This is a genomic window from Oceanisphaera ostreae, from assembly GCF_042676125.1.
GTDB lineage: Bacteria > Pseudomonadota > Gammaproteobacteria > Enterobacterales > Aeromonadaceae > Oceanimonas > Oceanimonas ostreae.
The window spans coordinates 42,203-67,791 of the sequence record NZ_JBHTJS010000063.1 but is presented as its reverse complement, the minus strand read 5'-3'; the positions used below and the strand labels follow the sequence as shown (position 1 = coordinate 67,791).

Here is a 25,589-nt window from a genome sequence, read left to right as displayed (position 1 = left end):
CCGAAAAAAACTCGGGTAACATGTCGGGTCCCATCAAATTAACTTAACAGAATGGAAATTATGGCTATCGAACCGCGTAAGATACTTGTCACCTGTGCCCTACCCTATGCCAATGGTTCTATCCACCTTGGTCATATGTTGGAGCATATTCAGGCCGATATCTGGGTTCGCTATCAACGAATGCGTGGCCATACCGTTCACTTCATCTGCGCCGACGATGCCCATGGCACGCCCATCATGCTGAAAGCGAAACAGCTGGGTATCGATCCCGAGCAGATGATTGCCGCCGTGCAAAAAGAGCACGAGGCCGACTTTGAGCGCTTTAATATCGGTTTTGACAACTATCACACCACGCACAGCAGCGAAAATCGTGAGTTTGCCGAACTGATTTATGGTCGTCTGAAAAACAACGGCTTTATTGAAAACCGCACTATCTCTCAGCTATATGACCCCGAGCAAAATATGTTTTTGCCCGACCGCTTTGTCAAAGGCACCTGCCCCAGCTGCAAGGCTGAAGATCAGTACGGTGATAACTGCGAAGTATGCTCGGCGACTTACAGCCCAGCCGAGCTAATTAACCCGCGCTCGGCAGTGTCTGGTGCCACGCCGATTATGAAAGACAGTGAGCATTTCTTTTTCGACCTGCCGCAATTTAGTGGCATGTTAAAAGCCTGGACTCGCTCTGGTGCACTGCAAGAAGAAATGGCCAATAAACTGGAAGAATGGTTTGAGGTTGGCTTGCAGCAGTGGGACATTACCCGTGATGCGCCCTACTTTGGCTTTGAAATTCCTGACGCACCGGGTAAATATTTTTACGTGTGGCTGGATGCGCCTATTGGCTATATGGGTTCGTTTAAAAACTACTGCGACAAACGCGGTGACATTAGTTTTGACGAATACTGGAATAAAGACAGCACCACCGAGCTTTATCACTTTATTGGTAAAGACATCGTCTATTTCCACAGCCTGTTTTGGCCAGCTATGCTCGAGGGCAGTAACTTTCGCAAACCCACCAATATTTTCGTGCACGGTTATGTGACTGTTGATGGTTCTAAGATGTCCAAGTCTAAGGGCACCTTCATTAAGGCCGATACCTATCTCAACCACTTGGATCCCGAGTGCTTGCGCTATTACTACGCGGCCAAGCTGTCTAGCCGCATTGACGATTTAGACTTAAACCTAAAAGACTTTGTCGCCCGCGTGAACAGCGATGTGGTGAATAAACTGGTTAACTTGGCTTCACGTAACGCCGGCTTTATTGCCAAGCGCTTTAACGGGCAGTTGTCCGCCAGCTGTGCAGAGCCTGAGCTGTGTGCCGAGTTTGCCGATGCGGGCGAGCGCATTGGTCAGTATTATGAGCAACGTGAATTTGGTCGTGCCATTCGCGAGATCATGGCCTTAGCCGACAAAGCCAACCGTTATGTGGATGACAAAGCCCCATGGGTAGTGGCCAAGCAAGACGGCCAAGACGATGAGCTACAGGCTATTTGCTCGGTGGGTATTAACCTGTTCCGCATCTTAATGACCTATCTCAAGCCGGTAATGCCGAAGCTAACTGAACGCGCCGAAGCATTCTTGAATACAACGTTGAGCTGGGATTCCGTTCATGAGCCGTTGGTGGATCATACGGTGAACACCTTTAGTTCTCTATTTAGCCGCATGGATGTTGATAAGGTGGCCGCCATGGTGGAAGCCTCTAAAGAAGACTTAGCCGTTGAACAAGCGCTGGTTACTGCTCCCGTTACCGGACCATTGGCAGATGACCCCATTAGCGAGACCATCAGCTTTGATGATTTTGCTAAAATCGATTTGCGCGTGGCGTTAATTACCAAAGCCGAAGCCGTGCCCAAGGCCGATAAACTGCTGCGCCTTGAGCTCGACTTAGGCGGTGAAACTCGCCAAGTGTTTGCTGGCATTAAGTCGGCTTACGCTCCCGAAGACTTAGAAGGTAAGCTCACGGTGATGGTCGCCAACTTGGCGCCGCGCAAAATGCGCTTTGGTTTGAGTGAGGGTATGGTATTAGCCGCCGGACCCGGTGGTAAAGACTTGTGGATTTTAGAGCCCCAGGTCGGTGCTCAGCCAGGCATGCGTATTAAATAGGTCCCCTTCGGGAAGCTATCAGCGGTAAGCTATAAGTCTATAAGCATTAAGATAAACAAAAAAACACCGAGCTTTTGGCTTGGTGTTTTTTTATATCTATAAGCTCGCGGCTTACGTGCTGAAAAGCCGCTCTTTAACCGGGAAAGAACAAGAACTTGGCACCAATGATGATGAGAAAGGTTGCAAAGGCGCGTTTGAGGGCCGGTGCCGATAGCTTGTGTGCCAAAATGGCGCCAAAGCGGGCAAAAGGCATGCTGGCCAAGCTTATGCCTAACAGTGCAGGCAAATAGACATACCCCCACGCTTGGGCGGGTAATCCTTCATGGGCCATGCCGTGTACGACATAGCTTAGTGCGCCCACTAACGCGATAGGAAAACCGCACACGGCCGATACCGCAACGGCCCTTTGCATAGGCACCGAACACCACGTTAAAAATGGCACCGTGAGCGAACCGCCGCCTATGCCAAAAATACCCGATGCCCAACCAATAATGCCACCCACCGCAGCTTGCACCGGCTTACCTGGTAACTTAGCCGCCCCTTGCGGCGCTAAACTAAACAGCATTTGGGCCGCCATTAACCAAGCGAACAAGCCAATTAAGCGTTGCAGTAAGGGACCGGACAGTTTATCGGCGGTATATCCGCCTAGCCAAGCGCCAACCACTATGCCCACCGAGATCATGCCCGCTAGTCGCCAATCAATCGCTTTACGACCGTGGTGCGTGTGAATGGCGCTTAGCGAGGTAAACATAATGGTGGCCAATGAGGTGCCCACCGCCATGTGGGTCACGAGATCGCCACCTATGCCCTGCAGTTTAAAGCTGATAATAAGTACGGGTACAATAATTAAACCGCCGCCTACCCCAAATAAACCCGCCAAGGTGCCCGCAAAGGCTCCCAGCGCCAAATACATTAACCAGGTCATTAATCTCGTTCCCTAAAATGAATATTTATACGTAAGCGTTACAGACTTCTATTATGCCTGTAATACAGAAGGATAAAAATAGCGCTAAATAAACCGGTGAAGAGTGAAGAGGATGACAGAATCTTAAAACCAAAACCTACTTTTGCCACGGAAGAACAGTAATTAGGTCTGAAAAATGTTAATGGTATTGGCGGAGACTAACTCTCAGCCACAGTGACTGGCGAAACAGAGACTGTATATGCACACTGGCTTGGGTGTGGTCTTTGTTTCATGTCGTTCCCTTCACTCTTTACGCTTCACCCTTCACGGCAGAGATGCTGGGCGCTATATCCAACCCTAGATGTGTGTTTTAGCCCCCAGGCTAATGACTACGCGACGGTTGGTATTACGCCCTTCTGGGTGGCGATTATCGGCTATAGGTCGACGTTCACCATGGCCTTCTAGACTCACACTGCCTGCTGGTAAACCTAACTCGATAAAATAGGCTTTAATCGCCTTCGCACGCCCTTCTGACAGTTGCTTATTATGATAGGCGGTACCAAAGCTGTCGGTATAGGTATTGATCACCACTTCATCTATATTAGGATCGGCTTTCACGTATTCGCTGATCATTGCCAAGCGCTGACTGGAATGGTCCGTTAACACATCTTGGTTATTGACATAATTAAGCACGCTAAAGGCAATGTCTTCAAAACTATAAGGCAACAGATTGGCTTGGCAGTCTAAAAATGCGTCGTAGCGGGCACGAAAATTAACCGACGATAGCCCCACACTCGTAAGCTGGCCATTGCGATACCAGTCGTCAAAGTAAAAAGTGGGCCAACGGCCTTCGTTAAGCTCTTCTAGCATGACCCACGCCGATTGCTGCTCAACCATGGCATCAAACTGTTGATAAAAGGTGACCTTCGACAGTTTATGGGCCGCTCGCCCCGGTTGCCACAGAGGTGGCTCACTGACTAACGCCGCCGATTGGGTGCGCGGCTGGGCGCGCAAGGGGCTGAGCGCAAACACTAAATTGATATTTTTAGCAGCGCGACTCACAAAGGCACCGGTGCCAAAACGAGGAATAGGATGCTCTAGCCGACATTCTATGGCCGAGTCTGAAGTCAACCGCCACAGTGACTGATCCATATTGGCAAGGTAGGCTCGGGGCTGTGCCCAAGCACCTGCACACAGGGTCAGCCCTGCTATTAGAGTAATAATACGCACGGCGGCTCTCCTAATAATCGACACACTTGTTATCGGCGCCGAGCGCGATACCTTTAATATATTTTTGCCGCACAAGTGCGCCGAAAGCAATAAGAGCGGTGTCTTATTTTAGCTGCGCGCTAGGCGCTTGGTGCTGGGCGCTTGGTGCTGGGCGCTATATTTATCACAGATCTTAATACTTTGCTCCGTGAGCTTTAATGCTGTGCGTGAGCACGGCCTTTTCTGCCGCCGACAACCAGCAAGCTTCTACGCTATTGAGTGCCAGCTGCAAGATTTCGTCGTTGCTGGCGCCCAGCCCTTGTTGCAGCGCGGCGTAATTGGCATTCATATAGCCACCAAAATAGGCCGGATCGTCAGAGTTAACCGTGACACACAAGCCCGCATGCAATAGCGCCAGCATGGGGTGCTCGCTCATGTCATTAATCACTCTTAGTTTAAGATTAGACAATGGGCACACCGTAAGCGGTATTCGCTCTTGGGCCAGTCGAGCCATTAGGGGAGCGTCATGAATGGCGGCAACACCATGGTCGATACGCTCGACCTGAAGCACATCTAGCGCATCACGAATATAACTGGCAGGACCTTCTTCTCCTGCATGGGCGACGAGTCGATAACCCTGTGCCGCCGCGGCTGCATACACCTCACGAAACTTAGTGGGCGGATTGTCTTTTTCTGCCGAGTCTAGGCCAATACCCGCTAGCTGTTGTCGAAAGGGCTCGGCTTGGCGCAAGGTTTCAAAAGCAGACTCTTGGGATAAATGGCGTAAGAAAGACATTATTAAATGGCTGGTTAGTCCCCACTGCTGTCTTGCTTGTGCTAGCGCCCGCCCGATGCCACCAATAACATCGGCAAAAGCTACTCCACGGTCGGTATGGGCTTGGGGGTCAAAAAATATTTCTACGTGGCGTACGTTCTCAGCCTGCGATCGCATTAAATATGCCCACGTGAGATCAAAAAAGTCCTGTTCGGTTTGTAATACCTGCATGCCCTGATAGTAGACATTTAAAAACGATTGCAGGTCGCTAAACTGATAAGCTGCCTGCAGGGCGCTTTCATCCGCATAATCGAGAGTGATACCATTGCGCTTGGCTAAAGCAAACACCATTTCCGGCTCTAGCGTGCCTTCAATATGAAGGTGCAACTCGACTTTAGGCAGCTCGCTAATAAAGGGGGACATGGCATTTCTCCAAAAGGTGTCTTGAACACTCACCATAGCCATTACAGGCTAAAGCGTAGTGAATACGCCTAAAAGATAAGATAGTAAGTACCTAACAACAAGCATTTAACAATAAGTACTTAACAATCAGCGCCATCAGCTTAGCGTCCGACACGACGCTTTGCCGCTAATTCATAACAAGGACTGTGACATGTTCTCTTTTTTAAAACGCTGCTTTATTTGGCTGCTGGCTCTCATCATAGTGGTGCCACTGCTGCTTAGCGTGCTGTACCGCTATGTGCCCGTACCCGCCACACCACTGATGGTGATCCGTCTGTTTGAGGGAGAAGGCTGGGCTAAAGATTGGCAGCCCTCGGCACGCCTTTCTTCCCACCTAAAAGCGGCGGTGATTGCCGCAGAAGATAATAAATTTTGCCAACACAATGGCTTTGACTGGGCCGCCTTCGCCGACGTGTTGGGAGAGTTTAAAGACGAAGGTAAACTAAGAGGTGGTAGCACAATTACCATGCAAACCGCCAAAAACCTCTATTTGTGGCCCAGTCGCAGTTTTGTTCGCAAAGGATTAGAGGCGGTTTATACGCCTATGCTCGAGCTTATTTTGCCTAAGCAACGCATTATGACGCTGTATTTAAACATTGCCGAATTTGGCCCTGGCATCTATGGCGCCGAAGCCGCGGCACAGGCTTATTTTAATACCTCGGCGGCCAATTTAACTCGTCATCAAGCCGCCCTACTCGCCGCGGTATTACCCAATCCTAGACAGTACCACGCAGGTAATCCTTCGGCCTATGTGCAAGGACGAGCCCGTACCATTACGCGCCGTACTCAGCAATTGGGCCCGCTGCTTAAATGCGTGGCTAACTGATAAGTTAATGGCCTTGTCATCGGCTTGTCATTTATCATTACCACATTAGGCAGAGCGCCATAACGCTGGATATATAATTAAGACTGGACTATTCGAGACGGGTTCAAGGAGTTGTAATGAGTAAAAGAAATCTGATCTGTGATATTGATGGCGTCATATTGCATAACAATGACTTAATTCCTGGGGCAGATGCCTTTGTGCGCCGCGTTCTAGAGCAAGATATAAACTTATTGTTTTTAACCAATAATCCGGCGCAAACCCCTCGGGATTTACAAAACCGCTTTTCCTCGGCAGGCATTGACGTGTCCGAGTCGCTTTTTTATACCTCAGCCATGGCCACCGCCGAATTTTTAAAACGTCAAAGCGGCGAAAAAGCCTATGTGATTGGCGAAGGGGCATTAATTCACGAACTGTATAAAGCCGGTTTTACCATTACCGATATTGATCCCGATTTTGTGGTGGTAGGTGAAACCCGCAACTACAATTGGAGCATGATGCAAATGGCAGCGCGTTTTGTTGCCGAAGGGGCGCGATTTATTGCTACCAATCCGGACACCCACGGCCCGCACATGCACCCCGCCTGTGGAGCGTTATGCGCACCAATTGAGCGCATGACCGGCAAAAAACCGTTTTACGTGGGCAAGCCTAGCGCGTGGATTGTGCGTGCGGCGCTTAATCACATGGATGCGCACTCTGAAAACACCCTCATTGTGGGTGATAACTTGAACACCGATATTTTAGCGGGTTTTCAAGCAGGCCTTGAAACCATATTGGTGCTGACCGGCGTCAGTCAAATCAAGGATATTGATAAGATGCCCTTTCGTCCTCAGCATGTTTACGCCTCGGCAGCCGACATCGATTTATTTTGACCCTATGCATAGAGTCTGTTGGCCTTTCGCGTTTAAATTTTGTTTTGCTCTAACACCCTAACTAATAAGTTGATTTAATGGATTCTTCTTTTATCGCTATCGCCTTTGGCTGTGGCTTGCTTGTTTACTTGATTAACCTGCCGCCGTTAATTGGCTTTTTGGCGGCAGGCTTTGTGCTTAACGCCATGGGTTATGAAAGCAATACCGCCCTAGATACGCTGGCCAGTTTAGGGGTCACTCTGTTGCTGTTTAGCATTGGTCTGAAGCTCGACATTAAAACACTGCTACAAAAAGAGGTCTGGGGCACTGCCTCTGGCCACATCGTGCTCTCTACCTTGCTGTTTACTCTGGTGTTGTTAGGCATAAAAACTATCGGCTTTAGCCTCGCGATGGAACTGGAGTGGCGCCAAGCCGTGTTAATGGGCTTTGCACTTAGTTTTTCTAGTACCGTGTTTGCGGTAAAAGTATTAGAAGAGCGCAGCGACATGAGTACCTTTTATGGCCGTATTGCCATTGGGGTGCTGGTCATGCAAGACCTCTTCGCGGTGGCGTTCTTAACCATTTCTAAAGGGCAAGTGCCCAGCCTGTGGGCGTTAAGTTTACTGGTGTTATTGCCACTTATTCGTTGGCTTGCCTTTAAAATAATGTCGCGCATTGGTCACGGCGAACTGCAAACCTTGTTTGCCATCTTTTTAGCCTTAGTGATTGGCCACGGCGGGTTTGAGCTAGTAGGGTTAAAAGGCGATTTGGGCGCACTACTTATCGGCATGATGTTGGCCTCTCATTACAGTGCCTCAGCACTGGCTAAATCTTTCTTTAATATGAAAGAGCTGTTTCTAGTGGCGTTTTTTTTAAGCATTGGCTTAAACGGCATGCCGACCCTCGAGGCGTTGTGGATAGCCGGCATTTTGCTGTTGGTGCTACCACTTAAGAGTCTGATTTATTATTGGTTATACAGTCGTTCTAAACTGCGTATTCGTACCGCGTTGCTCGCCACGTTTAGTTTGTCTAACTATTCTGAGTTTGGCCTTATTGTTGCCGCACTTGCCGCCAAGCAAGGCTTATTAAGTAACGACTGGGCCATTGTGGTATCCATTGCTTTGGCGGTCTCCTTTGTGATTTCAGCGCCACTCAATAGCAATAACGAAAGCCTCTATCGACGCTTAATGATGCGGTTTCAGCCCAAAGAAAATACCTATCTACACCCAGCAGACCAGCCTATTAAGCTCGGCGACGCTAAGGTATTGATTATCGGCATGGGCCGCATTGGTCAGGGGGCATATATGGAGCTAGAAAGCCGTTATCCGGGCCAGTTATTGGGTATCGACAGTGACGTTAAAAAAATAGAATTACTGAAAGAGCTAAACATCAACGCCATTGAAGGCGATGCCTCTGACTCAGATTTTTGGGATAAAACCAGCATTAGTGAACAGCTAGAATACATCTTTTTAGCCATGCCTAATCATGCGGGTAACTTGTATGCCTTAGAGCAAATTCGCTATAACCATTTTAAAGGTCGAGTGGCCGCTATTATCTGTTATCCCGATGAAGGTGCCCAACTGCGTGCGATGGGAGCCGATGATATCTTCAATATCTATGAAGAAGCGGGTAGCGGTTTTGCCCATCACGTCATTGAATCTGGGTGGGGAGCGAATCTTGAGGCTCCAGAAGTAAAGACTCAGAGGTAAAATAAGAAGTGAAGCATAAGAAGTAATGAATGAGGTGCATAGCGCCTCATTTTTACGGGGCTCATGCCCGCTTGCGTCTTCACTCTATGTACCCTTGTTACACTGATGGCCGCCCTTTATAATAGCCGCGATTTGGCTCATATTATTGATGACATGTTTGAATAATTGGATAAAACCAAGACGCCTCCTTAAGCCATACCGATCACCGCTCTGGTACGCCAAGCCTTATGGCCTTTGGCGCACCCAGTGACCTTGTATGTGAGTAGACGGCTTTTGTCCGCTCTCACCACACCCACTCTATAATCCTGGAACATTCACAATGCTATCGAATATCAAGCAGACTTGGTTTTTTAATATCCGAGGAGACGTGCTGGCAGGCTTGGTCGTTGCGCTCGCTTTGATCCCCGAAGCCATCGCCTTTTCTATTATTGCCGGTGTTGACCCTAAGATTGGCTTATATGCCTCATTCAGCATGGCCGTCGTGATTGCTTTTGCTGGCGGTCGTCCGGGCATGGTGTCGGCCGCTACCGGTGCAATGGCACTGTTAATGGTGACGCTGGTTAAAGATCATGGCCTACAATATTTACTGGCAGCCACTTTATTATGTGGTCTATTACAGCTTATTGCCGGGTACTTACGCTTGGGCGAGTTAATGCGCTTTGTGTCGCGCTCTGTAGTGACCGGGTTTGTGAATGCGCTGGCTATCTTGATTTTTATGGCCCAACTTCCCGAGCTGATTAATGTTACTTGGCATGTGTACGCCATGACGATTGCAGGCTTAGGTATTATTTACCTACTGCCGCTGGTTCCGCGCATTGGTAAGCTGTTGCCCTCCCCCTTGGTGTGCATTGTCAGCCTCACACTGCTAGCCGTCTTCTTCGGTATTGATATTCGCACCGTCGGTGATATGGGCGAGTTACCCGATAGCTTGCCGATATTCTTGTGGCCTGATGTGCCGCTTAACTTTGAAACCTTAGCGATTATTTTCCCCTACTCGTTGTCGTTGGCCATAGTGGGCTTGCTTGAATCAATGATGACCGCCACCATCGTTGACGATTTAACCGACACTAAAAGTGATAAAAACCGCGAATGTAAAGGCCAAGGTTTAGCTAACTTAGCCACAGGAGCGCTAGGCGGCATGGCCGGTTGCGCCATGATTGGCCAGTCGGTGATTAACGTAAAATCCGGTGGCCGTGGTCGTCTGTCAACCTTGGTTGCTGGTGTCGTACTGCTTATGATGGTGGTGTTCTTAGGCCCGTGGGTGTCACAAATTCCGATGGCGGCATTAGTCGCGGTGATGATCATGGTGTCTATTGGTACCTTTAGCTGGAGCTCCATCGTTAGCCTTAAAGCCAACCCTGTCAGTTCAAGCATTGTAATGGTCGCCACCGTCGCCACCGTGGTATATAGCCATAACTTGGCGTATGGCGTATTAGTAGGTGTATTGCTTAGTGCGCTGTTTTTTGCCAATAAAGTGGGCCAAATTTTGTATGTTGGATCCTCTCTACCCGATAAAAACACCCGTGAATATCAGGTAACTGGCCAAGTCTTTTTTACCTCTACTGAGCAATTTGTGGCCGCCTTTGACCTGAAGGAAGTAATTAAACAGGTGCGCATTGACGTCTCTCGGGCCCACTTTTGGGATATTAGTGCCATCGCCGCCCTAGACAAAGTCGTGTTAAGCTTTACGCGAGAGGGTGCCGAGGTAGAGGTCATTGGCCTTAATGAAGCCAGTGCCACCTTGGTTGACCGCTTTGCGGTACACAATGATCCAAAAGCGGTTGCTAAACTAATGGGCAATTCACACTAAGAGCCTCTAAGGGAGAACACACCATGACAATTAATGTAATGGCCTGTATAGATGGCTCACGTTATGCCAGTGCCGTGGCCGACGCCGCCACTTGGGCTAGCTTGCGGCTGGATGCACCACTGAATTTACTACATGTACCAAACAAACTAGCCCCCCCAGTGTCGCCAGATTTAAGCGGTAGCATTGGTTTCGGCAGCCAAGAACAACTTTTAACGCATTTAAGCGAGTTAGATGCCAAGCAAAACAAGCTGTCGGCAGAGCGTGGCCAACAGTTACTAGAAGCGGCTCAATCACGCGTGCTAAGAAACGGCGTGCTAGCCACGTTATTGCAAAGGCACGGCGAGCTGATTGAGACCTTGGTTGAATTTGAACCCAGCACGCGATTGCTGGTGCTCGGTCGTCACGGCGCAAACTCTGCCATAGATGCCCCTCATTTGGGTCGTCATGTAGAGCAAGTCACTCGCACCTTACGCTGCCCTATGTTGCTGACTAAAGATTATTTTAAAGCGCCTAAAAAAGTACTGCTGGCCTTTGATGGTAGCGCCAGCACCCGCCACGCCGTAACTGTGCTGGCTAACAGCCGTTTGCTGGTCGGACTCGAGTTACACTTAGTGCTGGTGGGCGAAAATAACGACGCACACCGAGAACAGTTAAACTGGGCAAGCACGTTGCTAGAATCAGCTGATATCTCGACGTCTAGCCATATTCTATCTGGTCATGTAGAACAAACATTAGCGCATTATCAAGAGCAGCAACAAATAGACTTGATGGTGATGGGTGCATATGGCCATTCGCGTATTCGCCAGTTGATATTGGGCAGTACGACCGCAGCGATGATCCGCAACGCTAAGGTACCCTTACTTATCTTACGTTAATACTGCTGATGAATAGCCGCTAAACAAAAACAGAGCCTAACGGCTCTGTTTTTTGCTTTGTGACAATGGTGTGAAAGTTGATGGACATCAAACCCTAATGCCAAAGATGTATGCTACATTGATTTTGAGTCGGAGCCCCCAGCGATTCTTTTATTTTAAAGTCAATAATTTATCATCGGGATCAAGCATATGAAAACAAATGTATTAGCCTGTATTGATGGCTCCAAACACACCACCACCGTTTGCGATTATGCCGCATGGGCCAGCCGACAGCTGGATGCCTCTCTGGTGTTATTGCACGTATTACCCAAACCTGAACCTACGTTATTATATAATGTAAGCGGCGCCGCTAGTTTAAGCTCGCAAGATGACATTACCAAAGAGTTGGCGGATTTAGACGCAAAGCGCGCCGCATTAGCCAAAGAGCACAGTAAACAAGTGCTAGAGCGAGCCAGTAACCATGTCACCGAGTCAGGATTTCCTGCGCCCCGCACCATTCAGCGACAGGGCCGCTTGGTTCATGAATTAGAGCAGTATGACGATTACTGTCAACTACTGGTGTTAGGCCGCCAAGGCGCTAATGAAGATGATGCGGTCAGCCGCTTGGGTAGCCATGTTGAACAGGTTATTCGCACCACTGATAGGCCTTTGCTACTTACTTTGGGGACTTTTCAGCAACCGACCAAGGTGATGTTGGCGTTTGACGGCAGTAAGACCACCCGCAAAGGCATCGATATGCTGGCCTCTTCTCCTTTGTTTCGTGGTCTGGAGTGCCATATTGTTATGGTAGCAGGCCCCGACCCACAAAATCTAGAGCAGCTAGAAGTTGTTCGCTTGCAGCTAGAAGACGCGGGTTTAAAAGCGGTCTCGGCGTTATTGCAGGGGGAAGTGAAACAGAATTTACTGGCCTATCAAGAAAAGCAAGGCATCGACTTACTTGTGATGGGCGCTTACGGTCACTCTCGCATTCGCCAGTGGCTACTGGGCAGTATTACTAACTTAATGCTGAAAGAGTCGACTCAGCCGATGCTGATTTTGCGCTAACCGTTATTTTTGCACAAGCAAAAGCCCTTGCAGGCATGGCCTGCAAGGGCTTTTTTATAGCTTACTAAAATCGTGAAGCGGTATATCAAATACATTAAATAATAGGTCTATTTAGCGACTCAATAACGGTTGAGCAAAGGTACTATCCACCGCAGTGCGATGGCGTTTGCCTACGGTGTTTGACACCTCTCTCCTCACCATTCACTCTGCACGTTGTTTTAAGCGATGCCTTTCTCGCGCAGGTACTCTTCATAGCTACCGCTAAAGTTACGAACGCCATTTTCGCTCAACTCTAAAATACGCGTGGCCAGCGAAGATACAAACTCGCGGTCGTGAGACACAAAAATCAGCGTGCCTTCATACATCTCTAACGCCATGTTCAACGACTCGATAGATTCCATATCCAAGTGGTTGGTAGGCTCATCCATAATCAAGATGTTTGGCTTTTCCATCATTAACTTACCAAACAGCATACGTCCTTGTTCACCACCGGACAACACACCTACTTTCTTTGCGATGTCATCCTGGCTAAACAGCAACCGGCCCAACACACTGCGCACGGTTTGCTCATCGTCACCAGGCTGCTGCCACTGGCTCATCCAGTCAAACACGTTAAGGTTGGTATCAAAATCGGACGCATGATCCTGCGCATAATAGCTAATGCTGGCATTTTCAGACCACTTATAGTGACCGCTTTTAGGAGAAAGCTCATTGACCAGAGTTTTTACTAAGGTCGTTTTACCGACACCGTTTGCACCGAGGATGGCAATACGCTCCCCTACTTCTACTCGCATATCCAGATTTTTAAACAAGATATTGTCATCGTAGCCCTGAGCCATTTGCTCTACTTCGAGTACGTTACGATAGAGCTTTTTATTTTGCTCGAAGCGCATAAACGGATGTTGACGACTAGAGACTTTAACCTCATCCAGTTTGATTTTATCAATCTGTTTGGCACGAGACGTCGCCTGTTTCGCCTTAGAAGCGTTGGCACTAAAGCGCGCCACAAAAGATTGCAGCTCGGCAATTTGCGTTTTCTTTTTCGCGTTATCAGACATTAAACGCTCGCGGGCCTGATTGGACGCTTGCATGTAATTGTCGTAGTTACCCGGATACACTCGCAGCTCACCATAATCCAGATCCGCCATGTGCGTGCAGACACTGTTCAAAAAGTGGCGATCGTGAGAAATGATGACCATGGTACTGTTACGCTCGTTTAACGCATTTTCTAACCAACGAATGGTGTCGATATCCAAGTTGTTGGTTGGCTCGTCCAGCAGCAATACGTCTGGGTTAGAGAACAACGCTTGAGCCAGCAGCACGCGCAGCTTTAAACCCGGTGCGACTTCGGCCATAGGTCCAGAGTGCTGTTCAACGCCAATGCCTACACCCAGCAGCAATTCACCGGCACGAGCTTCTGCGGTGTAACCATCAAATTCAGCTACCACGCCCTCTAGCTCGGCAGCTCTCATGTACTCATCGTCGCTGGCTTCTAGGTTTGCATAAATAGCATCACGCTCGTGAATCGCAGCCCACAATTCACTGTGTCCCATCATCACCACGTCCAACACTCGGTGATCTTCGTAGGCAAACTGATCTTGGCGCAACTTACCCAGTCGCTCGTTAACATCGAGACTCACGTTGCCTGAGCTGGGATCCAGATCGCCGCCCATAATTTTCATAAAGGTGGACTTACCACAACCGTTGGCACCAATCAGGCCATAGCGGTTGCCGTCACCGAATTTCACGGAAATATTTTCGAATAGCGGCTTGGCGCCGAACTGCATGGTGATGTTGTTAGTGGAAATCAAGAAGCGGACTCACAAATTAACGAAATGAAAAGAAACAGGCGTTAGCCGAAGGCGCATAGGATACCGACTGTGGGGGGAAAGTTCAAAGAGTGTGCGAATTTATCGCCTGTTCTGCCGTTAATAGGGTTGTGACGAGTAAAATAGGAATAAGCAGATTTTTTTTATATCATATCGGCTTATGTAAAGTCATCTTATGGAGAGCACGATGCGCGAACATTATCTTACCGCCAGCTTGGTTGCAGAAGTAGAAGCTATTGCCCGCGAGGCCGGCGCCGTTATTATGGATATTTACAGTCGCCCATTCAGCGTCACCGAAAAAGCCGACAGCTCCCCTTTAACTGAAGCCGATGCCGCGGCACACCACTTTATTGACCAACGCCTTAAACAACTCACTCCGCTACTGCCAGTACTCTCCGAAGAAGACACCGCTCAGTTTGCGGGCCCCGATACCCAAGGTCGATATTGGTTAATCGACCCGTTGGACGGCACTAAAGAATTTATCAAGCGCAATGGCGAGTTTACCGTCAATATCGCGCTCATTGAACAAGGCAAACCGGTGCTGGGCGTGGTCTATGCTCCGGCATTGGAGGTATGTTACACCGCAGCCCAGGACTTGGGGGCACACAAAGTAGACGCACAAGGCCATATTAGCCCTCTTGCGGTGGCGACACATAATGCCAATAACCCGTGGCGCGTCGTCGGCAGTCGCTCTCATGCGGGCGCCGCAATGCCGCAGCTACTGGCACAACTAGGCAACCATAAATTAGTCGCCATGGGCAGCTCCCTTAAACTGTGCTTGGTGGCAGAAGGCAGCGCCGATGTCTATCCACGCCTCGGCCCCACTTCATTATGGGATACCGCCGCCGCCCACTGTGTGGTTGAACAAGCCGGTGGCACCGTCGTGCAGTTAAACGGCCAGCCCCTTGATTACGGCAATACCCAACAATTACTCAATCCCTACTTTTTAGTGTTGGGTCATAATCAGCAACATTGGCCGAGCTTGTTTGTAGATAAATAAGGGGCTAACAGACAGCTATAAGCCGTCAGCGTTAAGCGGTCAGCAAAGCTAAAACCGCCCTATGCCGTCATGCCGGTACCGGGTCTAGCCTGGCATGACGGCTCTCCGGTATCTGCTTTAAAGTACTTGGGAATGGCGATCAGGGAATGGTTGAGGTCTAACCAAAAACAACACAAACGCATCTCTATCTATTCCCTATTCCCCGTGTCTTAGCCCTTACCATCAAGATCTCTTTCAGATCTGATCTCTATTTTTCCGTGCTGCTCATAAATAAAAAAGCGTGTTCTTCCGTGGCAAAAATAGGTTTTGGTGTCATGTTTTCAACCATTACGCCTGCGGCACAATGCGCAAGCAAGCGTTCGCCTACAAAACATTAAAGCAAGCTCCTTACCGTGCTACGAGTACGTCACAGGGTAGCGTGCTTAAGAAGCTGGTGGCCACGCTGCCAATTAACAACCGGCTGATACCTTGACGGCCATGGGTGCCCAATACCAACAGCTGAGGCCGGTGTAACTCCACCGCCTCTGTGAGGCGCACTTGCACATCCCCCGTTAAAATGTCGGTGTGAATACGACTGAGATCATCTTCTGCCAAAAAATGTGCCATTTCGGTTGCCACTTCTTGGCGTAAGCGCTCTCTTTTTTGTTCTAACATCTCATCGAGATCTTGCTGGTCATAGCGCACAAAGCCCATAAAAGGCGGGTCACATACGTGCACTAATTGAATCTCCGCTTGTGGAGCCAGCTTCAAACTTGCCTGCAAAGCATGGTGCGAGCTGCGGGAAAAGTCTGTCGCCGCCAATATATTTTGATACGGCTCGATAGAGTCGGTGCTCACCATTAATAACGGTGTATCGCAATGGCGCAGCAAGCGTTCGGCGGTGGTGCCGACGAATAAATCCCGCAGTGGCTCGATATGATGACGCCCGACAATTAATACATCGGCTTCTAGTTGGCGAACCTGTTTGCCTAATACTTGATAGGGCTTACCTAACAGCACATGACAGCGAGCGTGCGGTTTAATCGAATTGGGCAGCTGGTCAAAAAATGCTTGCAGGGCTTCTTCTGCCGCCTGTTTTAGTCGATGACGTACCGAAATCTCAACCATGGGCTCATATAAGGTCAAGACGTCATCCACTACATGCACTATATGTAGCTTCGCCTTGAGCTTATCTGCAAGCTCAGCCGCCCTTTTTACTACGTGTAAGGAACCGGGTTCCAAGTCGATTGCTGCAAGTAGCGTTTTCAAATCATTCTTCCTTGTATTAACGTCGTGAAGCGAGGGGCTGAAAAGCCAACAGACCCTGTGTCGTAAAACCAATGTGAGGCATAAAGGGGAAGAGTTAAACCTAGCACCTTACGTCTCTCCCTTACAGCTTCTTATATTTCGTCCGTGTATGGCGTGCAAAAAGGCGCTTTCGGCTTTTTATTTCCTTGGCTTTTGATTTTCCTAACTCGCCCTTTAGTTTACACTAGCGCCCCTTAATAGCCCCCTCATTCATTATTAGGTGTCAGGAGTCTTAGTGTTAACAGCAGAAACGGCCATGCGCTGGCTAACCGCCGGTTATATCGACCATTATGTATGTGAAAATTGTCACGGCATTCATTTATCCGAGTTGCAGGAACTAGATGGCGTACTAGAAAGTCGGCTGTTTGTTGAGCATGAAGGCGCCATGGTCACTACCGAAATTGAAGTTAGGCCAACCGCGTTATTGTCTCTTATCGCTGATCTTAGCCGCTTGAATATGAATTATCCTAGCCTTAAAGTGTTTGTCGACATTGTAGACGATAATTTGCCGCGTTTAATTGTGGCAGACTATCTACACACTCAAGCAGGCATAGATCAAGCGCAGTTTTTGTGGATAATGCAACAAACCATGATGGCGACTCAGCAGTTATTGTCAGAAATTACTGAGTTGGGCTTTTTAATGCTAGAAGACGAGCCAGAAAAAACCACGGCGGCCGTGCATTAAGCCATCAATTTGTTCAGGCTTCAGCCGCTTAAGCCCCTTGTAAGCGAAAAGCCTTGAACAAGCCGCAGCTTGTCGCTAGATTAGCTTCCGTTCTCGGCGAAGCCTGTTAACGGTAAAAAGCCACGGAGCGTGCTCCGTCAGTCCGAGGACATGAATCATCAAGTAGCATCATGGGTGAAGGTAACATCCATAATAAAATCCAATACAAAATCTGGTGAGGTGTCCGAGTGGCTGAAGGAGCACGCCTGGAAAGCGTGTATACGGTAACGTATCGAGGGTTCGAACCCCTCTCTCACCGCCACATTGTCGATTAAGCCCTTGTTCAGCTATTGCTGATAAACAAGGGCTTTTTTGTACCTGCAATTCTTGATAAACACTTATATTTTATACCCATAACATTAAAACAAACGTTCTATTCAATGGTCATATCAGCTCCGAACAAAGGGCCCGCTCCTCCTTGATACTGCAGAGTCGCCTGTTGGCACTGTCTTCAGGCAACTCGGTGTTAGCTCTGGCGCTCCGACCCAACACCTGACCAAATCCTTAATGTGATTGATATTATACCAATCTGAAAAACTAACTGATCAGATTTTTATGTCTTCTGTAGATACTCTGTTGGGTTCACGTGAGTTTTGTAGGTTGGACTCTTTTAGGCCGTGCCACCATTATTGTGCGAATAAATTCGCCCCTACAAAAAACAAGGAGCCATCCTGATCGTAGATACTCTGTTGGGTTCACGTTAGTTTTGTAGGTTGGTCTCTTTTAGGCCGTGCCACCATTATTGTGCGAATAAATTCGCCCCTACAAAAACAAGGAGCCATCCTGATCGTAGGGTCGATTGGTATTACTGCCAAAATAAGATGACCGCTCACCGTTAAATATGACAATGTGTGACTTAAGCAGTACTCTCTCCTGTCACATGCAATTTTTCTTTCTGGCAACCTGAGTCACAATAAGTGTTAATAAGCACTCCTAATGGAGGGTTCGACGTGAATGCAGTTGTACGGCTTGAACAAGATTTTAGCAACGTAATCGACGCCATTATCGGCCCTGGTATTGGTGTTTTTCCCCACTTTATTGATAGTGAGTTAGTAGCAGCTTTACGCCACGATCTAGCCAGTCTTCCCCCTTGGGAGCTAACCCCCGCAGCCATTGGCCGTGAGCAACATCAGCAGACCAATGAACAAATCCGCAGCGATAAAACCCGCTGGATAGAAGGTGACACTCCTGCCCAACGCTATTACTTAGCGATAATGACCAGTCTAAGAGAGACACTGAATCGTCAACTGTTTATGGGGTTAAAAGATTATGAATGTCATTACGCGCTGTATCAGGCCGGTGACTTTTATAAAAAACACTTAGATGCGTTTCGCGGGCGAGGCAATCGACGGTTAACAACCGTGTTATATCTCAATGATGATTGGCAAGAAGAAGATGGCGGTGAGCTACTGGTTTACCCTTTTCAAAGTAAAACAGTGTTGCATCGGGTACAGCCCCACGCGGGCACATTAGTGTGCTTTTTATCCGAAGACTTTCCCCATGAAGTACTACCTGCAACCAGAGACAGATGCAGTATTGCCGGATGGTTTCGCATTGATGACCCTATTGCACCAGCTCGACGGCTATAACTGACTGATCCGAAATTGTCGATCACTTAAAAAACAAGCTTTAATTTTGCCGATTAAGCTTTTTAAGCCACTATTAATAAGAAAATAAAACCATAGTGGCTTTATTTTTGGTTTTTATACATTTCAACTTTCCATCCTACTGTGACTCTGCCAACCTAAATTTACGGTACAGAGCCACAAATTAAGGATGATGATATGTGTTCTATCTTCGGTATTCTCGAACTTAAGTCTGATGTCACGCCTCTGCGCGCACGCGCACTCGAGCTGTCCAAGCTACTTCGCCACCGCGGCCCAGACTGGTCTGGTATTTACAGCTGTGATCAGGCGATTTTGGTACACGAGCGCTTAGCTATTGTCGGCCTAGACAGCGGTGCTCAACCGCTGCTTAACCCAGCCAAAACCCATGCCCTAGCAGTGAATGGCGAAATTTATAATCACAAGGCGCTGCAAGCCGGTCTTGAGGGGGACTTTGAATTTCAGACCCAATCGGACTGTGAAATAATTCTCGCCTTGTATCAGGAAAAAGGGCCTGATTTTCTGGATGAACTCAATGGCATATTTGCCTTCGTGCTTTACGACGAGGAACAGGATGCCTATTTGATTGGTCGGGATCACATGGGAATTATTCCGCTTTATACCGGCCACGACGAACAAGGCAATTTTTATGTCGCCTCCGAGATGAAAGCCCTTACCCCGGTGTGCAAAACCATTAACGAGTTTCCACCCGGCCATTTTTTATACAGCAAAGAAGGCGAGTTACGTCGATATTATCAGCGTGACTGGGAAAGTTACGCCAATGTCGAACATCAAACCTCGAGTGTGGATGAGTTACGCGAAGCACTAATGGCAGCCGTTAAGCGACAGCTAATGTGCGATGTCCCCTATGGCGTGCTCTTGTCCGGTGGGCTTGATTCCTCGGTTATTTCTGCCATTGCCAAAATATATGCTGACCGACGAGTAGAAGATCAAGATAACAGCAAAGCTTGGTGGCCGCAGTTACACTCATTTGCCGTAGGCCTAGAAAATGCTCCCGATCTGATTGCCGCACGCAAGGTTGCCGATCACCTAGGCACAGTACATCACGAACTGCTCTACACGGTACAAGAAGGCCTGGATGCGTTGCGTGAAGTTATTTATCACCTAGAAACCTATGATGTCACCACCATTCGAGCATCAACCCCCATGTATTTGATGGCGCGGCGCATTAAGGCCATGGGCATCAAGATGGTGCTGTCTGGCGAAGGCTCAGACGAGTTGTTTGGCGGTTACCTGTATTTTCACAAGGCGCCCAACGCCAAAGAGTTTCACGAAGAAACCGTACGTAAGCTACAAGCTTTGCACATGTTCGACTGCTTGCGCGCCAATAAATCGATGGCGGCATGGGGAGTGGAAGCCCGAGTACCTTTTCTCGACAAAGAGTTTATGGATGTGGCAATGCGCCTTAATCCAACCGACAAAATGTGCGGCCAAGGAAAAATGGAAAAACACATACTGCGCGAGGCTTTCAGCGACATGCTGCCCGATGAAGTGGTGTGGCGCCAGAAAGAGCAGTTTTCGGACGGGGTTGGCTATTCGTGGATCGACAGCCTCAAAGCCATGGTGGAACAAGAAGTCACCGACCAGATGATGGCGGCAGCAGGTTTTCGCTTTCCACTGAATACGCCCATCAACAAAGAAGCCTATTATTATCGCGCTATTTTTGAAGACCATTTCCCTCAGGAATCTGCCGCTCGCTGCGTGCCCTGCGGCCCTTCCGTTGCGTGCTCGACGCCTACGGCCATCGAGTGGGATGAGCAATGGAAACTCATGGCAGACCCCTCTGGCCGAGCCATTAAAGGGGTGCACAGTCAGTCTTATTAATATGATAATCATTACGGACGCGGATAGCCTTCTGGCGATGGGTATCCGCCTATTTCTGATACGAACAGGGTCATAGCTGCTGCTTTAATAAGCAACGGGAACCATTGTTTTTAATCCCTACTATTTTTACGGTATTTATATCGGTTCTGGCAGCTGAATATGCTAATGTTGTCGGCAAATCAGTTTTAAATGAGTTAACGTGAACCATTTCGATTCTACTCCCGCAGACATGCCTGTTGAGCGTTTGATGCACAAAGGCTTACTCACCTGCAGCCCGAACACGCCCCTCTATGAAGTAGCACAACGCATGGCCACTCGCCAATTCAGTTCTATGCTGGTGATAAACAAGGGGATCGCGGTAGGAATATGGACCGAGCACGATAGCTTGCGGTTAGACTTTAATGATCCCACCTCGCTGCAAATACCCATCAGCCAAGTGATGAGCAGCCCCGTAAGCTGCGTGAATCTTGCCGCCCCTATTTCTGAGGTAGCTCAACGCTTTACTCATGAAGGGCGCCGTCACTTTTTAGTGACTGATGACCATGGCCAACCACAGGGTATTATCTCGCAAACCGATGTAGCCTTAAAGCAAGGGCTAGAGCTTTACTTAAGTTTGCGTACCGTCGAAGAGACCATGCACAAAGACCCTCTGCTGCTGCCCGGAACCTTAACACTGGGGCAAACCGCGGCCTTTATGCTTGAACAACAACAAGATGCCGCCATCGTGAGTTGTGGTGGCGGTGAGTTTGGTATTATTACCGAGCGAGACATGGTGCGCTTTGTGGCGCACCATCCAGGTAACACGCCGCTCAGCGCGCTTGCCAGCCGCCCGCTATTAACCGTTGCTCCGCAAGACTCTTTACTGCGCGCCAGAGACATGTTGATAGACCATCAACTGCGCCATTTAGCCGTAAAAGATAAAGACAACCGTCGCATTGTGGGATTATTGGGATTTCGCAATATTCTGGATGGTGCCGAGCAGCGTTATCAGTTAGAGCTGCACCAAGCCATCGCCCAGCGCGATAATGCCATGCAACACTCTCGGCTTAATTTGCAACTGGCTGAGCGCGTCATTGAGGCCTCATTAGAAGGCGTGATGATTACCAATGCGAATAGCGAAATAGAGTTTGTTAATCCGGCATTCACGCACACGACCGGCTATAGTGCCGATGAAGTGTTGGGTAAAAAACCGGCCCTATTATCTTCGGGCCGTCACGACAGCGCTTTTTATCAAGAAATGTGGCGTACCATACTGAAAAATGGCTATTGGCGTGGTGAAATTTGGAATAGGCATAAAAGTGGGCAGCTCTACCTAGAATTACTCACTATCACGGCTATTCGCAATAACACAGGCGATATTACTCACTTTGCCGCCTTATTTACCGACATTACTCACATTCGGGAAAATGAAGATCAAATTCGCAAGCTCGCCTATTACGATGCCCTTACTCAATTACCTAACCGCCGCTTGCTTGGAGACAGACTAGAGCAAGCCATTAAGCATGCCCACCGCCATAAAGAACGGTTGGCGGTGCTGTTTATCGACCTAGATCATTTTAAACAGGTGAATGACAGCCTAGGGCATGCCGCTGGCGATGAGCTATTGCTAGGGGTCTCACGCAGAATGAACGCACGACTACGAGAGGACGATACCCTGGCCCGTTTAGGGGGGGATGAGTTTATTGCCGTGTTGCCCGATTTAACTGACCCTGATGAAGTAACCCGAGTAGCTCGGAGACTCATTGAGGCAATCGGTGAGCCCTTTCAGCTGAAAAATCAGAGCTTTCGTATTGGCTGCAGTATGGGGATCAGTTTTTACCCCGACGACGCCACCGAGCCCGAACAGTTATTGCATCATGCAGATGCCGCTATGTATCGCGCCAAGCAGGAAGGACGCAACACCTATCGGCTTTACAGCATGCAGCTGGATGCACATGAACACCGCTGGCTGGCCATGGAAACCGCACTGCGTAATGCGATTGATAGCGGTGAAGGCTTAAGCCTGCATTATCAGCCATTATTTGCCTGTGGATCGACACAGCAACTGATCAGCATGGAAGCGCTTGCCCGCTGGCATCACCCTGAACTTGGCCACGTTTCTCCGGTAGACTTTATTGCGCTTGCTGAACGTTCGGGGCTGATACTGCCACTCAGTCAGTGCCTGATGACCATGGTTGCCGCTCAGCTTCGTCACTGGATAGATGCAGGGCTGTCTCCAGTGCCGGTGGCGGTAAACCTATCGGCGCAGCAGTTTTGGCAGCACGACTTGATTGTGCAAATTCGCACCCTGTATGAAAAATATCAACTGCCTGCTGGCCTGTTAAGTTTTGAACTAACCGAAAGTATGTTGCTCGATAAACAGCAACAAGCCATCAAAGTCTTACAAGAATTGCGCCAACTCGGTTGCCAAGTTGCCATGGATGACTTTGGCACCGGTTATTCTTCTTTAAGCTATTTGCACCAGTTGCCGATCACCACACTTAAAATTGATCGGTCTTTTATTCAGCAGCTAGGTGAAAATGAAGGCAGCGAAGCTATTTTAGCCGCCATTACGGGCATGGCTAACGGTCTTAAACTCACGGTGGTGGCCGAAGGAGTAGAAACTCAAGCGCAGCTTGAAGCACTGCAAAAACATCACGTGGACTTGATCCAAGGGTACTTAACCGGCCGCCCCACACCTGCAGATGACTTTGCTGCACTGTATTTAATAAAATAACGGCGCTAAAGCAAAGAGGTAACAATGGAAAGGGGAGACTGCCGAGACGTCTCGGCAGTGACACATATTAATTAGATTTTTACCGCTCGACCGATAAACTGGATGGGCCCGGTGGGCAAACCGGTGGACGAGCCTCCTGCCTGTTCGAGGGTTAGCTCAAATAGCTGATTGGGTGCTAATGGCGGCAGTGTATCCAGCCCTATCCGCAGACGCTTGCCCGGCTCGACCAGCCCGAGAGACACAGGCCGACTCCAATCTTCCCCTTTAGTCCAGAACTCCAGCACTTGATCCGCCGGCACCTCGACCGAAGCCAAGGGGATCAGTTGCACTTCATTAAGGTCACTGGCCTGAACCAGCCAACCCGGATCCCGATCCTCTGGGCCCACTAGCACCACTATGTAGCTTGGCTCTGGCAAGGGCCGATACACCACCACGGCAGCCAAGAGCAGACTCATGGCCAGGCTGGCGGCGGTTAAGCCCCGCCATAGACCCAGCTGTTGCCACCAGCGGGCAGGCTCAGCCACTACCTGAGTCTGAGTAAGGGCGTCTAGGCTGCGTCCAACCCTAGGCCATAGCTGAGGAGAAGGTGTCTGCGGTGTCACCAGCTCGGTCAAGGGGTGCAACCGCGCTTCCCACTCCGCTACCGCCGCTTGCAGTGGTTTATCGAACACTAACCGTTGTTCCAGCTGCCGCCGCTCTTCGCCAATCAACGTTCCCAGTACATATTCTCCGGCCAACGCATGCAATTCGAAGTCGTGCAGATGTTCATCATTCATGTCATGCACTCCCTCAGCGCAAGCAGGCTGCGCCGGATCCAGGCTTTGACAGTGCCTAACGGCGCGTCCATTCGTTCGGCAATTTCATGATGAGTGCACCCATCTATATAAGCATGCAAAATGCAACTGCGCCGTTCGGGCTCTAGCTGATCCAAACAATGCTCAACCCGCTGACCATGGTCAGCCCAAGACGATTCAGCTCTGTTTTGCTGCCAGTGTTCATATGACAGGCGGGCATCCAGAGCCTCGACGCCGCCTTGATCCAGCCCCAACTCTCGCCCTCGGTTACGCACCGTATTAAGGGCTAGATTGCGGGCCACAGTGTAAATCCAGCCTCGGGCAGAGCCCCGAGCCGGGTCAAAGCTGTCGGCACGCAGCCAGATGTTAATGAGGGCGTCGTGCACTATGTCTTCCGCTAGAGCATGGTCACGTACAATACGCATCACCACCCCTAACAATCGCCCACCTTCTTGTTCATACAAGGCGTGCAAGCCATGACGTTCTTTGCTGGCACAGGCCGCTAACGCGGCCTGATAATCAAAATCCTGACTGTGTTCTGTCATAAACAAAGCACCACCCATATGGAAGCCAAACGAAGCCTACTTAATATAGGCTCAAGTACAGGCCGTTGTCCATAGGGTGGCGCCGTTATCCTTTTCAGCTGGCTTTCCAAAAAATATAATCGGCTTGGTATACGACGACTTGACGCTCACCCTTATTCGTCTCATCGCAGGTCATGGCTGGCGCCACTCCGCCTTGGGTATCTAATCGCTGAATATAGGTCACGCCGGTCATAGCGCCCTCCCCCATGGCGGGATTGGCCTGAACCAATTGATATGGAATATTGCCATCGCCACCCGAAGCCACGGCTAGCTGCGTACCCGTAACTTTAGAACCATCGGTTGCCTCCCAAGTAGCCGGCGGTCCAAAATAACGCCCCACTTGCTTACCGTCACTGTCGTTAAGCGCCGCATCAGGCCCTGCAAATACCCAGGCTAATTCGCCAGCAGCATCTGGCTTATCACGGCATTCGTAGGTGATTTTACCTACACCCACGGTTTCTAAAGCCACTTTGTTACCTTCTGGTACCTGCATACTCTCGGGCACCATGGCGTGGGCAAAGGAAGAAAGGCCAAGCAGTAACGTCGAGGCCAGCATTGGGGTTAATTTAAGATGAATATTTTGCATGTCACGTCTCCTTATGACGGTAATATCAAGAGCGGCAACGGGTGCCACTCTTGTATTA

20 protein-coding genes and 1 tRNA gene are annotated in these 25,589 nt (G+C 49.2%); 13 read left to right on the top strand and 8 right to left on the bottom strand.

The annotated features are described in order from the left end of the window. The first annotated feature begins 60 nt into the window (after positions 1 to 60). Positions 61 to 2,100, top strand: a complete 2,040-nt coding sequence (gene metG / locus ACFQ1C_RS15785) for a methionine--tRNA ligase (protein WP_379559634.1) — start codon at positions 61 to 63, stop codon at positions 2,098 to 2,100. Positions 2,101 to 2,233: 133 nt separating this feature from the next. On the opposite strand, the gene ACFQ1C_RS15780 is transcribed toward metG, so the two are convergent. The 3 genes from ACFQ1C_RS15780 to ACFQ1C_RS15770 all read right to left on the bottom strand — a co-directional run bounded on the left by ACFQ1C_RS15780 (position 2,234) and on the right by ACFQ1C_RS15770 (position 5,411). Continuing rightward, positions 2,234 to 3,025, bottom strand: a complete 792-nt coding sequence (locus ACFQ1C_RS15780) for a sulfite exporter TauE/SafE family protein (protein ID WP_379559633.1) — start codon at positions 3,023 to 3,025, stop codon at positions 2,234 to 2,236. A gap of 336 nt (positions 3,026 to 3,361) precedes the next feature. Continuing rightward, on the bottom strand, positions 3,362 to 4,234 hold the full coding sequence (locus ACFQ1C_RS15775) for a flagellar protein MotY (RefSeq protein ID WP_379559632.1): 873 nt from the start codon (positions 4,232 to 4,234) through the stop codon (positions 3,362 to 3,364). 172 nt (positions 4,235 to 4,406) lie between these two features. Next, positions 4,407 to 5,411 (bottom strand): adenosine deaminase, encoded by a 1,005-nt coding sequence (locus ACFQ1C_RS15770; protein ID WP_379559631.1) that lies wholly within the window; start codon positions 5,409 to 5,411, stop codon positions 4,407 to 4,409. A gap of 190 nt (positions 5,412 to 5,601) precedes the next feature. On the opposite strand from ACFQ1C_RS15770, the gene mtgA reads away from it, so the two are divergent. The 6 genes from mtgA (at position 5,602) to ACFQ1C_RS15740 (ending at position 12,562) form a co-directional block, all read left to right on the top strand. Beyond that, complete coding sequence (gene mtgA / locus ACFQ1C_RS15765; protein WP_379559630.1) at positions 5,602 to 6,276, top strand: monofunctional biosynthetic peptidoglycan transglycosylase; 675 nt, start codon at positions 5,602 to 5,604, stop codon at positions 6,274 to 6,276. A 116-nt stretch (positions 6,277 to 6,392) separates the two neighbouring features. Continuing rightward, positions 6,393 to 7,145, top strand: coding sequence for an HAD-IIA family hydrolase (locus ACFQ1C_RS15760; RefSeq protein WP_379559629.1), 753 nt, complete (start codon positions 6,393 to 6,395; stop codon positions 7,143 to 7,145). Between the two features lie 77 nt (positions 7,146 to 7,222). Then, the gene (locus ACFQ1C_RS15755) at positions 7,223 to 8,833 is read left to right on the top strand and encodes a cation:proton antiporter domain-containing protein (RefSeq protein WP_379559628.1); all 1,611 of its coding nucleotides are present in this window, start codon (positions 7,223 to 7,225) and stop codon (positions 8,831 to 8,833) included. Between the two features lie 319 nt (positions 8,834 to 9,152). Continuing rightward, entirely contained in the window at positions 9,153 to 10,643 is a 1,491-nt protein-coding gene (locus ACFQ1C_RS15750) for a SulP family inorganic anion transporter (protein WP_379559627.1), read from the top strand. 23 nt (positions 10,644 to 10,666) lie between these two features. Next, a complete protein-coding gene (locus tag ACFQ1C_RS15745; RefSeq protein ID WP_379559626.1) occupies positions 10,667 to 11,518 on the top strand; it encodes a universal stress protein in 852 nt (283 codons plus the stop codon). Positions 11,519 to 11,707: 189 nt separating this feature from the next. Next, positions 11,708 to 12,562 carry a universal stress protein gene (locus ACFQ1C_RS15740; protein WP_379559625.1) on the top strand — a complete coding sequence of 285 codons (855 nt, stop codon included), beginning with the start codon at positions 11,708 to 11,710 and terminating at the stop codon, positions 12,560 to 12,562. A 218-nt stretch (positions 12,563 to 12,780) separates the two neighbouring features. On the opposite strand, the gene ACFQ1C_RS15735 is transcribed toward ACFQ1C_RS15740, so the two are convergent. Then, positions 12,781 to 14,373 carry an ABC-F family ATPase gene (locus tag ACFQ1C_RS15735; protein ID WP_379559624.1) on the bottom strand — a complete coding sequence of 531 codons (1,593 nt, stop codon included), beginning with the start codon at positions 14,371 to 14,373 and terminating at the stop codon, positions 12,781 to 12,783. Positions 14,374 to 14,578: 205 nt separating this feature from the next. On the opposite strand from ACFQ1C_RS15735, the gene cysQ reads away from it, so the two are divergent. Further along, the gene (gene cysQ, locus ACFQ1C_RS15730) at positions 14,579 to 15,391 is read left to right on the top strand and encodes a 3'(2'),5'-bisphosphate nucleotidase CysQ (RefSeq protein ID WP_379559623.1); all 813 of its coding nucleotides are present in this window, start codon (positions 14,579 to 14,581) and stop codon (positions 15,389 to 15,391) included. A gap of 387 nt (positions 15,392 to 15,778) precedes the next feature. Here cysQ and ACFQ1C_RS15725 read toward each other — a convergent pair whose 3' ends face one another. Beyond that, entirely contained in the window at positions 15,779 to 16,639 is an 861-nt protein-coding gene (locus ACFQ1C_RS15725; protein WP_379559622.1) for a universal stress protein, read from the bottom strand. Between the two features lie 295 nt (positions 16,640 to 16,934). Between ACFQ1C_RS15725 and ACFQ1C_RS15720 the strand changes: the two genes are divergently transcribed. From ACFQ1C_RS15720 to ACFQ1C_RS15700, 5 genes are all read left to right on the top strand, one after another. Beyond that, positions 16,935 to 17,363 carry a YbjN domain-containing protein gene (locus tag ACFQ1C_RS15720; RefSeq protein ID WP_379559699.1) on the top strand — a complete coding sequence of 143 codons (429 nt, stop codon included), beginning with the start codon at positions 16,935 to 16,937 and terminating at the stop codon, positions 17,361 to 17,363. 213 nt (positions 17,364 to 17,576) lie between these two features. Further along, positions 17,577 to 17,664: transfer RNA gene (locus tag ACFQ1C_RS15715), tRNA-Ser, on the top strand. Between the two features lie 688 nt (positions 17,665 to 18,352). Beyond that, complete coding sequence (locus ACFQ1C_RS15710; protein WP_379559621.1) at positions 18,353 to 18,991, top strand: 2OG-Fe(II) oxygenase; 639 nt, start codon at positions 18,353 to 18,355, stop codon at positions 18,989 to 18,991. A 195-nt stretch (positions 18,992 to 19,186) separates the two neighbouring features. After that, complete coding sequence (asnB, locus tag ACFQ1C_RS15705) at positions 19,187 to 20,851, top strand: asparagine synthase B (protein WP_379559620.1); 1,665 nt, start codon at positions 19,187 to 19,189, stop codon at positions 20,849 to 20,851. A 199-nt stretch (positions 20,852 to 21,050) separates the two neighbouring features. Then, on the top strand, positions 21,051 to 23,567 hold the full coding sequence (locus tag ACFQ1C_RS15700; protein WP_379559619.1) for an EAL domain-containing protein: 2,517 nt from the start codon (positions 21,051 to 21,053) through the stop codon (positions 23,565 to 23,567). A 71-nt stretch (positions 23,568 to 23,638) separates the two neighbouring features. On the opposite strand, the gene ACFQ1C_RS15695 is transcribed toward ACFQ1C_RS15700, so the two are convergent. From ACFQ1C_RS15695 to ACFQ1C_RS15685, 3 genes are all read right to left on the bottom strand, one after another. Then, positions 23,639 to 24,343 (bottom strand): anti-sigma factor, encoded by a 705-nt coding sequence (locus tag ACFQ1C_RS15695; RefSeq protein WP_379559618.1) that lies wholly within the window; start codon positions 24,341 to 24,343, stop codon positions 23,639 to 23,641. Then, a complete protein-coding gene (locus tag ACFQ1C_RS15690) occupies positions 24,340 to 24,906 on the bottom strand; it encodes a sigma-70 family RNA polymerase sigma factor (RefSeq protein WP_379559617.1) in 567 nt (188 codons plus the stop codon). Before ACFQ1C_RS15690 ends, ACFQ1C_RS15695 begins: the two co-directional genes overlap by 4 nt. 94 nt (positions 24,907 to 25,000) lie before the next feature. Continuing rightward, positions 25,001 to 25,531, bottom strand: a complete 531-nt coding sequence (locus ACFQ1C_RS15685) for a DUF3455 domain-containing protein (RefSeq protein WP_379559616.1) — start codon at positions 25,529 to 25,531, stop codon at positions 25,001 to 25,003. Between the last annotated feature and the right edge of the window lie 58 nt (positions 25,532 to 25,589).